11 protein-coding genes are annotated in these 12,512 nt (G+C 39.2%); 4 read left to right on the top strand and 7 right to left on the bottom strand.

Features of this window, described 5'->3' with window-relative positions; genetic code table 11:
- Positions 1-83 precede the first annotated feature (83 nt).
- Entirely contained in the window at positions 84-1,757 is a 1,674-nt protein-coding gene (locus GFH32_RS12255) for a glycoside hydrolase family 10 protein (protein WP_153511878.1), read from the top strand.
- A gap of 73 nt (positions 1,758-1,830) precedes the next feature.
- On the opposite strand, the gene GFH32_RS12250 is transcribed toward GFH32_RS12255, so the two are convergent.
- The 6 genes from GFH32_RS12250 to GFH32_RS12225 form a co-directional block, all read right to left on the bottom strand.
- Positions 1,831-2,967 carry a glycerate kinase family protein gene (locus GFH32_RS12250; RefSeq protein ID WP_153511877.1) on the bottom strand — a complete coding sequence of 379 codons (1,137 nt, stop codon included), beginning with the start codon at positions 2,965-2,967 and terminating at the stop codon, positions 1,831-1,833.
- Positions 2,967-3,947: a 2-hydroxyacid dehydrogenase gene (locus tag GFH32_RS12245; protein ID WP_153511876.1), complete on the bottom strand. Its 981-nt coding sequence runs from the start codon at positions 3,945-3,947 to the stop codon at positions 2,967-2,969. The genes GFH32_RS12250 and GFH32_RS12245 overlap by 1 nt, the downstream gene beginning before the upstream one ends.
- 321 nt (positions 3,948-4,268) lie before the next feature.
- The gene (locus GFH32_RS12240; protein ID WP_153511875.1) at positions 4,269-4,865 is read right to left on the bottom strand and encodes a hypothetical protein; all 597 of its coding nucleotides are present in this window, start codon (positions 4,863-4,865) and stop codon (positions 4,269-4,271) included.
- Positions 4,866-4,870: 5 nt separating this feature from the next.
- Entirely contained in the window at positions 4,871-5,431 is a 561-nt protein-coding gene (locus GFH32_RS12235) for a biliverdin-producing heme oxygenase (protein WP_153511874.1), read from the bottom strand.
- 19 nt (positions 5,432-5,450) lie between these two features.
- On the bottom strand, positions 5,451-6,155 hold the full coding sequence (locus tag GFH32_RS12230; protein ID WP_153511873.1) for an HmuY family protein: 705 nt from the start codon (positions 6,153-6,155) through the stop codon (positions 5,451-5,453).
- Between the two features lie 5 nt (positions 6,156-6,160).
- Positions 6,161-8,509, bottom strand: coding sequence for a TonB-dependent receptor (locus GFH32_RS12225; RefSeq protein ID WP_153511872.1), 2,349 nt, complete (start codon positions 8,507-8,509; stop codon positions 6,161-6,163).
- A 318-nt stretch (positions 8,510-8,827) separates the two neighbouring features.
- On the opposite strand from GFH32_RS12225, the gene GFH32_RS12220 reads away from it, so the two are divergent.
- From GFH32_RS12220 to GFH32_RS12210, 3 genes are read left to right on the top strand one after another with little or no spacing between them, the layout of a single operon-like run.
- A complete protein-coding gene (locus GFH32_RS12220) occupies positions 8,828-9,670 on the top strand; it encodes a heme/hemin ABC transporter substrate-binding protein (protein WP_153511871.1) in 843 nt (280 codons plus the stop codon).
- Between the two features lies 1 nt (position 9,671).
- Positions 9,672-10,706: a FecCD family ABC transporter permease gene (locus tag GFH32_RS12215; RefSeq protein ID WP_153511870.1), complete on the top strand. Its 1,035-nt coding sequence runs from the start codon at positions 9,672-9,674 to the stop codon at positions 10,704-10,706.
- 3 nt (positions 10,707-10,709) lie between these two features.
- A complete protein-coding gene (locus GFH32_RS12210; protein ID WP_153511869.1) occupies positions 10,710-11,525 on the top strand; it encodes a heme ABC transporter ATP-binding protein in 816 nt (271 codons plus the stop codon).
- Here GFH32_RS12210 and GFH32_RS12205 read toward each other — a convergent pair.
- Positions 11,505-12,479: a helix-turn-helix transcriptional regulator gene (locus GFH32_RS12205; protein WP_153511868.1), complete on the bottom strand. Its 975-nt coding sequence runs from the start codon at positions 12,477-12,479 to the stop codon at positions 11,505-11,507. The two genes, GFH32_RS12210 and GFH32_RS12205, sit on opposite strands and share 21 nt — an antisense overlap.
- Between the last annotated feature and the right edge of the window lie 33 nt (positions 12,480-12,512).

Here is a 12,512-nt window from a genome sequence, read left to right as displayed (position 1 = left end):
GACGGTTACCTGATAGTAAATAATTAATATTGTATCATAAGCTTTAGAGCTTTTGAGATCAACCTTCTCAACGAAATTTAATAATGACTATCAACCTAAACCACAAGACCCTTATTAAATGCTTTTTTGCTGTTCTTCTCTTATTAGGATTAAGTTCTTCTTCAGAGCCCAAAGATCAGCAAAAAGCCAAGGGTTTTCGTATAATTCACAACAATGATGGAACTGATGCGCTTGCCAATATGTGGTTCAATCGCAAAGGTAATTTGTCCCGAAAAGATATTAATCGCTATGTAGATATTGTAGCGGATAGTAAGGTCGTAACCACGTATATGATGTGTACAGGTAGTGACTTCGTATACTACCGTTCAAAATATGAGCGCACTTTCGGAGATGATAGAAATGGTACTTTATCATGCGATAAAAGTACATCGGAGCGTGATGCTTTTAAACATTATTACGCTAACTTTCTAAGCTTAGAAAAAGAAGGTACTGACATCATTGATGCTTCGCTTACGCGTGCAAAGGAAAGAGGAATGGAAGCATTCATTACTTTCCGTGTAAACGATCTGCATTTTGCAGATACAGCGTCTAAATGCCGAGTTTCCTATCCTGATTTTTGGTATAACAATCCCCAATATTATACGGGAGACCCTTCACAAGGTATGAACAGTGCGCAAGCGCTTGATTTCACCTATGAAGAAGTACGAAATCATAAGTTGAATTTAATCCGTGAGCAACTAGAAAAATATCCGCAAATAGATGGTTATGATCTGGATTTTATGCGGTTTATTGTGCTGTTTAAGACCGGTGAAGGATCAGCGAAGGCGCCGTTGGTAACATCATTTGTTAAATCGGTCAAGCATATGGTTGATTCAGTAGCGACTGTAAGAAAAAAGAAAATTTTACTTTCCGTACGCGTTCCAATCACTGTTGATGGTAGCTTAGAAAAAGGATTAGATGTACGCGAATGGCATAAGCAAGGATTAATAGATTTTATATCTATTGGTGCACATTGGCGAGGTGAGACAGCGACACCAATTGCTAAATTTAAAAGAGATTTATTTAAAGGATTTAGTAAAACCATTCCAGTCTATGGTTCAATTGATGATGGCGGCTATCAACCTCGGGAGTTTTTCTCCGAAGGTATGTATCGCGGTATGGCTTCCCATATTCTAGGGCAAGGTGCTGACGGATTGTACTTGTTCAATTTCTATTTTGAAAATGATGCAAAGGTAGATTACGCCAAGGCAGTAAATGAGAGTGGATTGGTTTGCAGAACACGTTCACAAAGACTGTTAACAGACCTAGGAGACCCTGCTTTGTTGAGTAAGCGTAATAAGATCTATTGCGCATCAGACGGGGTAACCAATGCTTATGGTGTCCTTCAGGTTGCGGATCTTCCGATGGCATGCGGTAATGGAAAGTTGAGCAAAGTTGGAATCTTTGTCGCTGATCAAGTGAATTCTCAAAGTATTCAATCACAGCTTCTATTTCTCCGTGCGGATAAGAAAGCTAGAATGGAGGTGAAGATTAACGGGAAATCAGTTAATCCTTTAGAGAGCAGCGTTGCGGTTAAATACGACCGTATCAAAGGTCTGCAGGATGGAGAAGAAGTATATGTATTTGAAATTCCAAAGAATGCCCTAATAAAAGGGGATAATGAAGTCAGTATTTTATCTAAAGGCGGGATATTTGTTGTCAAGCGTTTGGAAGTCGCGCTAAACTATGGCGACGTAAAGCAATATGGTTATTTCTAATCATTAAAGATCGTTTTTGTTTCAATCATGTGATGTTTAGTCGGCTGCAATTTTACACTTAGCAGCCGATTTTTTATTTTAAAACATTTAACAACATCCCGATTTGCTTGGCTGTTCGTTGAAGATTTACTGTCGTATGTTTTATTGCTTTCGGTAATTCTTCAGGTCTGTTTCCAATGGCGAATAATGCTGTGAAATAATCTTGTAATTGTGAATCTATAGTTCTAGGAATATTACCTGCAAGTCCAATAATTGGTTTGTTTGCTTTTCTTGCTAATTCTGCTAAGACTACCGGTGCTTTACCTTCCAAAGATTGCGAGTCAATACTTCCTTCTCCAGTGATAACCCAATCAGCTTGTTGAATTTGGGATTCAATCTGGGTAAGTTTACAGAAATAAGCTGCCCCTTTCTGCATGTCAGCATGCATAAAGACCTTGAAAGCAGCACCTAGACCTCCCGCTGCACCGCCTCCAATTACTTTATTCAATGATTTTCCAGTATGTTTTTTCGTTAAGTACTCAAATTGAGATAGGAATTCCTCTAATGCAATCACATCCGTTTCTGAAGCTCCCTTCTGCGGGCCAAATACTGCGGCAGCACCTTCTGGACCCAATAGTCTATTTTCTACGTCGCAAAGGATCGTGAAGTCTATACCAGCTATTGTCTTATTTAGATTACTTAAGTCAAGGCTCGCGACGTCTACGAAATTTGAAGGCCCTGCTTGCAAAACCTTACCTGATTTATCGAGACATTCTAATCCGAGTGCTTGCAACATACCTAATCCCCCGTCGACTGTTGCTGATCCTCCTAGGCAGATGATAAATGAACGCACACCCTTTTCAATATTATGGAGAATAAGTTCGCCCAAACCATAGGTGCTTGAATGCATAGGACTTCGCAATTCACCAATAATAGATTTAAATCCAGATGTTTCTGCAACCTCTATTATGGCAGTTTTTCTATCAACTAGTAGACCGTAATGTGCTTCTGTATTTTGAAGATAGGCACCTTTAACTAGCAGCGTATGCATGCTGCCGTTTAGATGTTTGGTCATTAAGAACGAGGTGTGATCGCCGCCATCAGCAATAGGGAACTTTACCAAATTAGCCTTGATTTTACTCTGATTGAGACCTTCAGCAATCGCGTCAGCAACTTCTTCAGCAGTAAGGCTCCCCTTAAAACTATTAGGGGCTATTAAGATATTCATCATTAGGAATTTGTGTAGACTTCAGGGTTTAAACAAGTAAGCAAAGGTTTTCCTTCCACAAAAGCAATGATGTTCTCGGCGGCTGTTTTTGCCATTCCAGACCTTGCTTCAAATGTAGCGGAACCAATATGTGGTAATACACAGACCCTTTCTAGATCGAGTAAAGGATTGTCCGGTAACATAGGTTCAGGATCAGATACATCCAAACCTGCTCCCCATATTTGTTCGGTTTTTAGCGCTTTGTAGAGATCATCCTCATTAATAAATCCTCCTCGAGCTGTATTTACTAGGATAGCATTCGATTTCATCTGCTGAAAGACTGATGCATCAAATTTTCCACGATATTCTGGCGCGTAATTCGCATGAATGGAAAGTACGTCAGATTGAGCTAAAAGTTCCTCAAATGAAACATAAGTCGCATTTATGCTTTCTTCTAACTCTGGATGTCTATTTCTATTATGGTAGATGATTTTCATCTGGTATGCTGCTTGGCATTTCAATGCCATTTCAATGCCTATTCTTCCCAAGCCGAATATACCTAGTGTTTTACCATATAGTTCCTGTCCTAGGTTCGCAACCGGATTAAAGTACTTAAACCGGACGCCCAAACGTACTTGATTCGTATGAAAGGATGCTAATCTAGAAACCATCAGCATTAGTAGAAAAGCAATGTCAGACGTTGCTCTGCTTAATACATCGGGAGTATTGGAAACAGGGATTCCTCTTCGAGTAGCCTCTGCTAAATCTACTTGATCGTATCCGACAGAGAACAGCGATACAGCTTTTACCGATGGACATAAATCAAAGAATTTAGCATCAATCTTATATGCCCCAATATTCAAGATAGCATCGCATTGTTGGCAATAACTTATCCATTCATCATAGCTGATCTCAGGATTCTCAGGCATGATTAAGTCGATGTCAGGACGTGCTAGTAATTGCATGCCTATTTCTGGGATAATTTTGTTGATAAAGACTTTCATCGTTGTGTTTTTTGGCTCTGGTTAGAAGAAATGAATGTACGAAATTTAGGCGTAAAATTGGAGTTATTGAGCATTAAATTGATATCGATTATTTAGTAAGTATCCATATTCATGCTCGTGAACGGTTAAATATTCGACCATGGTAACAAGCTAAATTTTGCGCAAGACACATATACGATCTCGCCTAGAATAGTTAGAAAATAGCTTAGATTGAACCTTTCAATTTTCAGGTAAACCTGATTATAGATTTTTTTTGATCGGATACATAAAAAAAGGACTGTTTTATTTAACAGTCCTTTTCAGCTAAACGAGCCAGCTATACTATTTTACGAATTTTTTTACATTGATTTCGTAGTTAGCGGTGCCTTGTGCGGCGGTAACCGAAGCTGCATTGATAACATAAAGCTCATCGGCTTCATCATTTAGCGCAGTGCCTTTATACATGACGATGTATCGATTTGCAGTAGGATAGACTGCATGATTATTTTTGAAGTCATAAATAATCCATGTAGGTCCTGTTGCCGGGGCACCAGCACTTGAAGCGTCGATAGTAAAAGCGTCAGTAGACGTTAGTTTTTGAGATAAAACATCCTGTAAGGTAAGTTTTTCAATAGATGTATTTTCTTTATCAAAATAGCCCATAGCGTACACATCTGAACGCGAATTCTTGAGATTTGAACCGTACATCCCCGATAAGTTTACCATGCTTTTTGCGCTGTCTTGAAGGCTATTGGTTTTAAAATCAAAGAAGACCTTCTTGCTCGGAGGAATTGTAATCTTCGCAAGTTCAGTCTTAGCATTGCTGTCTGAGAGTTTTGGAGTAGCAACTTCTTTGTCGTCTGAGCAGGAGCTAATTGTAGTCCAAGCCAGTCCAGTAACTGCGAATAAAAGGAATGTAGATTTAAAGGATTTCATCATGTTAGTTATGCGTTAATAGTATTTGTGAAAGTATTTGCAAATTGTTCAAACGTGTTTTTCGCACTCGCGATGGCTTCTTCAATGTCAGCTTCCTGATTAACCTCTTGGTTTATGATTTTGGTAAACTCGAGCCATTTCTCTGCCGACTGATCCCCATAGCCTTGGAAGAAATTGAAACCTGATTCAATACCCACTTTCTCGAACATTTTTACAATAAATGGACCTCCCATAATAGACCCTTCTAAAACATACAATGCTCCAATAGCTTGATTTTTGTTTTCAATTGCAGGCAGAAAAGCTTGTGGTAAATCTGCGACTGATGAACCCAAGACCTCAATATCCTTAGCAATATCTTTAGCACTTCGGCGAACGCTGAAGTAATCTTGCAGGGCATCTGGTATAAAGGAGGCAATTTGTTGCTCTAGGGTCTCGAAATAAGCAAAGAAATATTTTAATAACTCAACATAGTCTTTGTTGTTTTCTATTGCTTTTATACGGTATACCACTTGTTTTTCCAATTCTTGGTGACCGTCTTTAGTTGCTGTTTTGATTCTTTCGCTCAACATAATTATTCTATTTAAGTATTTATTTTGTTCTAAGATTTTTACTGCCGTCTTCCTGAATGAAATATCGGAAGGTGAAGTAGGGGGCAGGCCAGTTTAAGTCGGTTACTACTGGCGGATTGTTTTTGTAAACGCTAATGAATTGCAGTTTCCCATATTTGCCGTTATTGAGTTTTAGCACGTAGGTTCTGTTAGGAATCACTTGAACCAGATGAGAGGTCATGTTATAGTTATACCAACCCTTAGAATCCTCGCTAGTTACCATTCCGATATTGTATAGCGTGCTTTTGTCGAATTCTGAATCCGAGGGAGCGGTATCAACGGAATCGTAATCTTTCTCTATTAAGAGCATTTTATGCTTAGAAGCATTTCCTGAAAATGGAACATTCTGCTGACTCCCATTGTTGATATAAATGCTACTATTATAGTAGTTACTAAATGCTAAATCCCACTCTGTTTTGGATAAATGACTAGCTGAATCCTGAGCATTCTTAAGCCAGGTTTGTTTCTTATCGGCGAAGCGGAATAAAAAGGTGTGAAAGTCACGTTTCTCTTTGCCTGGTCCTGTGCTTCCTACAGAAGCATCGACATCTCCGGCCAGATTGCTGATGAGCACGCTTACCCCATCTTCCAAGTCGACAGTTGGTCCCTCATTCGACTTGCTGCAGGCTGTAAACGTCAGCAACAGGACTGGGACTATTATTTTTAGATAGTTGATATTTTTCATGTTCTTTAGTTTTTAATAATACGGTAGGATAGACCGATACTTGTCATTCGTCCCATTTGTCCAGGAATCATGTAATTGATATAATTTGTCATATTATCCATATTCACACGAATGCTTAATGGCCTACTATTGAATTTCTTTTCGATTCCGGCGTAGTAAATGATATGGCTATCCACATAGCTGTCATATTTGTCGATGAAGCGATTTCCATTTAAATCCATGAATGGGTATTTTCCTCGAAAAATAGCACGCAGATTGAAACTTAGATTCCAAGGTTCATAGCGGTAGATTACTCCCAGATTAAATTGATGTCTCGATCGGTTTTCCAATCCCCAATAATCTTTAGCGGATGGCTTATAAGCGTTTCCTGTTTTGGGATCATGTATATTCTGACTGTATGGCCATACATTTGCCCGAATGCTGTCTTGTACCGATAGATCTTTCGCGATTAAATATTGGTAACCTCCGGATAACTGTAGTCCGGTAAATATTTCCGCTTGCCAATTGGCTTCAATTCCCTTATTTACTGCACTTGGGAGATTCTGAAACGAGTAGACTGCCATATTACGCTGACCTGTCGCAACCTGAATACTGTTGATTTGATTGCGCAATCGGTGATAGAATACATTCAGTTCAATCTGGCTGTTCTTGAAGGGGGTATAATGAAAACCTGTATTTAAAGAGGTGTTCTTTTCAGCATTTAGAGACTGATCTAATTGTTTGAGCACTGCCGTACGAATCTCAGATAGTTCGCCAGCGGCATCCATTCGTTCAACGGTTTCACGTAAAACCTCATTGCCAAGCACATAATAATTTGCTGAAGGATTGTAGAATACCTGATATCGAGTCCGGAAGTCAGGAGCTTTAAAGCCAGTTGCAATGCCCGTTTTCCATTTGAGATTATCTAAAAGTTTAATGGTCGTTCCTAGACTAGGACTTAACTGCGATCCAAAATTTACCGTATGATCAAATCGTATTCCTGCTGTAAGAAGTACATGTGCTCCCCAATTATAGTTTCCTTGCCCATACACACTGCTGGTCAATTGCTGCCGCTGATTCAAGTTAGCTTCCACGTTCATTTTTTCTAGTTGAACCATTGCACCCAAAGTCAGATTGAAACCCGATCTGTGATATGCCGCTTGTTGCTCGATCTTATGAATGGCTTGCCGAAATCGATCACTTGAAAGTGATGTTGAAGCCTCTTGATTGTCTACTGCAATATCTGATTGATAATGAGAAAAATAATAGTTCGTAAGACTTTTCCACTGACTAGACCAACGTTTATCAAAAGATAATGAAGCATTTAAATCTGTCTCATCTTGCTGATCTATAATTTCGTAATCTGAAGCATATTTTCTGGTCATTTCAGAGTGTCTATTATTTGCGCGTAGGCTAAGGCTTAATAGCTCAGATTCATCTTTTAATTGATGTCGTATTTTCCCTTGCACAGCGAAATTAGTGTATGGAGGAACCGTAGTTCCTGCTTCCATATATCGCTTATTGTTATTAAATCCATTGGTTCTATAATAATTGCTTGAAAAAAGTAAATAGCCCTTGTTCTTGTTGAAATTACGCTCCGCTTCAGCAGTCATGTCTATCGTATGGAAGCTTGCATAGTTTGCTTGTAAATGCAGTTGTGGAGAGGTACTTCCAAAGCGAGTAATGATATTGATTGCTCCACCTAGGGCGTCATTTCCGTACAAGCAAGATGATGCTCCTTTTATAATTTCAATCCGTTCAATGTTAGAAACTTGAATTCGCGATAGGTCTAAATTTCCAGATTGTCTCCCGAGTAATGGTTGCCCATCGATTAAGATCATGATATACTGACTAGAAAGCCCTTGCATCTGTACACCCACAGAACGACTCCCGCCGGCTGTATTATTGACAATGGCCATTCCTGTTTGTTCACGTAGCACTTCATCTAATCGACGACTTCCAAGGAGGTCCAGAGTTCGACGATCGATGATCGTGACAGGCATGGCAGAATTTCGAGGGTCAATCAGAGTGGGTCTTTTCAATACCTGTCCAACGACGGTAATTTCTGCAATTTGCTGCTCAGCGTTCGAGAGCATGAAACGGATAGGCTGTCTACGCGTTGTTAAATTTATGGAGCCAGTATCTTGCTGATAGCCTAAAGCTGTAATTGTATATCGGTATTGACCCGTATAATGAAGGTCGGTTTCGAAATAGCCTTTTTCGTTTGTCGATGCTTGGATTTGATCCGGTTGAAAGCGTAAAGAGCCGTTACTTATTGGTTGCCCTAAACTATCAATAACATAGCCCTTGAATCTCGCTTTTTGTTGAGCAAAGATCGGGGTGAAGCTGCTATGGATAAGGACGGCTAAAAACATGATACGGTATATATGTTTGAGTTGCAATCTATTTGTATTAATTCTAAATAATAGTGCAATATTCCTCAATATTCGCGACAAATAGTTTATTCAAAACGTAGCTTGTTTTGTTGCATATGTATGTTTTTTTGTGGTATACAGATTTTTCAGCTGAAAGCTTGTTATAAAACAAGTGTCTTATGTTATTGATATTTAGTGTTTTATTAAAAATGTTGTATCCTTGTTGTATTGTGATTTTCGAATCTTTTGTTGTGTTCGCTTATTTGGAATTATTTTAAATAAGTGTTCTATTTGTGTTCAATATTAGCACAACACGCAATGAAAATTTATCCATTATCACGATCAATTCTGATCATTTTGACTTTGATTTCTGTCAGCATCTCCGTTAAAGCAAGCAATCCAAAACGTATTATTTCGCTAAGTGGATCGATTACCGAAGTACTCGATGGATTAGGTATGGGGAAGCAAATTGTAGCAGTTGATTTAACGAGCGATTATCCCGCGTACATTGCTGAATTGCCGAAAGTTAGTAAGAATCGAAGTGTCACGATTGAATCCCTTAGTTCGTTTCGACCGGATTTAGTTCTTGCCCTTGAAGGGGAGTTAGCGGCGGATGTACAAGTTCAACTTCAGAAACTTAAAATACCATTTGCGCTGATCACACAAGATTTCTCGAAAACAGGACTTCAAAACTTTATCCTCAACATTGCTAAATCTGTAAATCAAGTGGAAAAAGGACAGCAACTTGCACAAAGTCTTGGCAAAGAGCTAACTGCTTTAATGAATAAGTCGAAGAATTCTACGCAGAAAGTATTGTTTATTTATGCGCGCGGTGCCGGTCATATGAGTGTTGCAGGGCAACAGACTGCCGTTGATGCGGTTATTAAAAATGCCGGTTTTAAGAATGCAATGAAAGGATTTACGGGTTATAAAACGTATAATACGGAAGCGTTAGTCGCAGCAAATCCCGATGTCATTTTGATGTTTAATTTCGGACTTTCTAGTTTAGGCGGCTCAGAAAGTATCGCAAATATGCCAGGAGTGAAGCTTACCAAGGCAGGCAAAAACAAAAGAATCGTATCTATGGATGCGAGTTTATTAAACAACTATAGCCTTCGTCTTCCGGAAGCTATTTCCAAACTACAACAACTAGTACTTTAGGATGAGGTATAGTATTATTTATGTCGTATTGGGGATATCTCTGCTTTGTTTGATCGTCTTTTCATTAGGAGCTGGCACCATGAAAATCCCATTTCAAGAAGTCTTTATGCTATTATACAAATCATTGGGATTCTCCAACTTGAAAGAAGAAGACGAGCTGCTGAAGAATATCTTATTAGAGATTCGTATTCCACGAATCATTTTCTGCACCCTCATTGGTGCGATATTAGGAATTACAGGAACAGCGATACAAGGGATATTTAGAAATCCACTTGCTGAACCTGGTCTTGTTGGCATATCAGCTGGCGCTTCTTTCTTCGCTGCACTAACGATTGTATTTGAAGCTAGTTTAATCGCGTTCCTAGGCAACGCCTTTAATCTGTATTTAATTTCCATTGCGGCATTTATAGGCGCTTCGATAGCGGTTTTAATAGTCTATCGTATTTCGATGGTCGACGGGAAATCGAATATCGCGACAATGATCCTCGCTGGTATTGCGATCAATGCGCTCGCAGGTGCAGCCACCGGTTTGATGAGTTACATGGCAACGGAACAGCAGTTACGGAATATTACTTTTTGGTCTTTAGGAAGTATGGCAGGGGCGACTTGGGAATCAGTAAATATCCTCGCGATTTTCAGCATCATCGCTGTCACACCTCTTTTGTTTTTTGGTAAATCGTTGAATTTATTTGCACTAGGGGAGTCCCAAGCGGAGATGATGGGACTAAATACAAAGCGATTAAAAGTATTGATTATTGTTTGCTCCACATTAGCCGTCGGCGCTTCTGTTGCTTTTGCTGGTATCATCGCTTTTGTAGGCTTGCTAGTTCCACATACGCTTCGATTGATCGGAACAGTTGACAATCGCTTTTTACTTCCTGCGTCTCTCCTCGGCGGGGCAATTGTATTAAACCTAGCAGACTTAATTGCACGGACGGTCATTCAACCACTAGAATTACCAATCGGTGTCATCACTGCATTAATTGGCGCACCGGTTTTTCTAGGAATATTATTAAAAGAAAAAAGAAAGTTATAAATCATGATTCGAATCCAAGGGCTAAATTATGCAGTAAAGAACAGAACCATTATCAAGGATCTCCATCTTTTTATTGACAAAGGGGAGTTTATCAGTATTATCGGAGCAAACGGTGCTGGCAAAAGTACGCTACTCAAGTTAATGGCGGGAGAACTAAAGGGAAATAGTGGGAAGATTCTGATCCAAAGCAAGGATATTACTGCGCTAAGTATGAAGGAAATGTCGACGTTCCGAGCGTATCTTCATCAGAATAATTTAATGGATATCCCATTTACTGTGGAAGAGGTTATTTCTATGGGAAGATACATGAAACAGACGCTTGCCCTCGATAAAAAGATTCTTGAGGAATGCATCAACATCTGTAACCTGAATCATATTCGAGCACGCTCTATCCGCGAGTTATCAGGAGGAGAACAACAACGTGTACATTTAGCGCGTGTTCTTGCTCAATTATGGGACGTAGAAGAAGGAATATTGCTCTTAGATGAGCCGATTTCGAGTATGGATATTCAATATCAACATCAAACACTGGCGATAGCAAAAGCATTCTGTAGCGCTGGATTTACAGTGATTGCCGTATTACACGATTTAAACATGGTCGCGCAATATAGTGATCGAGTTGTGATGATGAAAGCGGGCAGGGTATGGTGGTATGGTAGTCCAAACGAAGTCTTTAAGCAACAGCATATCTATACTATTTTTGGTATCGATAGTTTAGTTCATATTAATCCGAAAAATTTGAGAACTGAAATTCAAGCGATTCCGATGGAATACGATTTGCAGCATTTTAATACTGTATTAATGGCTAGCCTGTCCTGATCGATAGATGTCGCTAGGCAGGATACCGTAATATTTTTTGAACGCATGCGTAAAGCTTGCCTGATGTTTGAAACCTACTTGGGTAGCAATTTCATACATGTTTTTTTCTTCATCTAAGATTAGTCGCTTAGCTTCCTCCATGCGCAGGCGGGTGATGAAGTTATAAATGGTAGTCCCAAAATATCGTTTGAAACCATTGCGTAACTTAAACTCATTTAAGAGTACGATTTTCGACAATTGACGCTGCGTCGGTGGATCTACAAATTGTTGAGTCAGGATCTTCTTTGCATCTTCTAACTTTAGAATATCTTCGGTCCTGATTTCTTCAATATCTTTCTCAACAGCTAATCCAAACTGTTCAAATTGATACATGATAAGTTCTAATACCTTCGCATTCGTAAAGATCTGTTTTAGCTCTTTTTTGTCTTTTATTTTCCCGAGTTCTTCGATGGTATGTAGCATTTCAATCGTCGCCGGTAAATCCTCATTAAAAATAGAAACTGCATTCCGTTGGGTCATACGCTGCTTAAATTGATCTTGCAGCGGATTGTAGATGGTAACTAAGTTATGATAGAAGTTCGGGGTCATGACCAATAGAATATACAAGCATCGCTGGTTTTCAGGGACAACATGCTCTTCATTCATGTTGGGCAAGTACCGAATATTATGCTTGCTGAAAGTTGGCTTGTTGTGTTGGTTTACGCCGATGATAAATTGACTGACAATTGCTTCACTATCAATCTCTGCTTGAATGCTCCCAGCTTCACTAAAAGTCATTTCCGCTTGAATGATAAAAATACCTTTACTTAATATTTGGTAGGAGCTAATTTGAATAGGGAACTTACTGATCGTAATGTTTTTCTCAGATAAATCTCGATTAGAACTACTTTCTTCTGAGAGTTCCTCCCAAAACAACCATTCATTATGCTCCTTTATCTTCGCCCTTATAATCATTTTCTCTGCAAAGATAACAGTTATTTATAATTA

The organism is Sphingobacteruim zhuxiongii (genome assembly GCF_009557615.1).
GTDB classification, from domain to species: domain Bacteria; phylum Bacteroidota; class Bacteroidia; order Sphingobacteriales; family Sphingobacteriaceae; genus Sphingobacterium; species Sphingobacterium zhuxiongii.
The sequence above is the reverse complement of the archived record's forward strand: the minus strand, read 5'-3'. Positions and strand labels throughout refer to the sequence as shown.

Bases quoted from the DNA above. Each gene is read 5' to 3' on its own strand.
- GFH32_RS12240 (WP_153511875.1), bottom strand. From the start codon at position 4,865: ATGATGAAATCCTTTAAATCTACATTCCTTTTATTCGCAGTTACTGGA.
- GFH32_RS12250 (WP_153511877.1), bottom strand. From the start codon at position 2,967: ATGATGAATATCTTAATAGCCCCTAATAGTTTTAAGGGGAGCCTTACT.
- GFH32_RS12230 (WP_153511873.1), bottom strand. From the start codon at position 6,155: ATGAAAAATATCAACTATCTAAAAATAATAGTCCCAGTCCTGTTGCTG.
- GFH32_RS12205 (WP_153511868.1), bottom strand. From the start codon at position 12,479: ATGATTATAAGGGCGAAGATAAAGGAGCATAATGAATGGTTGTTTTGG.
- GFH32_RS12225 (WP_153511872.1), bottom strand. From the start codon at position 8,509: ATGTTTTTAGCCGTCCTTATCCATAGCAGCTTCACCCCGATCTTTGCT.
- GFH32_RS12215 (WP_153511870.1), top strand. From the start codon at position 9,672: ATGAGGTATAGTATTATTTATGTCGTATTGGGGATATCTCTGCTTTGT.
- GFH32_RS12255 (WP_153511878.1), top strand. From the start codon at position 84: ATGACTATCAACCTAAACCACAAGACCCTTATTAAATGCTTTTTTGCT.
- GFH32_RS12245 (WP_153511876.1), bottom strand. From the start codon at position 3,947: ATGAAAGTCTTTATCAACAAAATTATCCCAGAAATAGGCATGCAATTA.
- GFH32_RS12210 (WP_153511869.1), top strand. From the start codon at position 10,710: ATGATTCGAATCCAAGGGCTAAATTATGCAGTAAAGAACAGAACCATT.
- GFH32_RS12235 (WP_153511874.1), bottom strand. From the start codon at position 5,431: ATGTTGAGCGAAAGAATCAAAACAGCAACTAAAGACGGTCACCAAGAA.
- GFH32_RS12220 (WP_153511871.1), top strand. From the start codon at position 8,828: ATGAAAATTTATCCATTATCACGATCAATTCTGATCATTTTGACTTTG.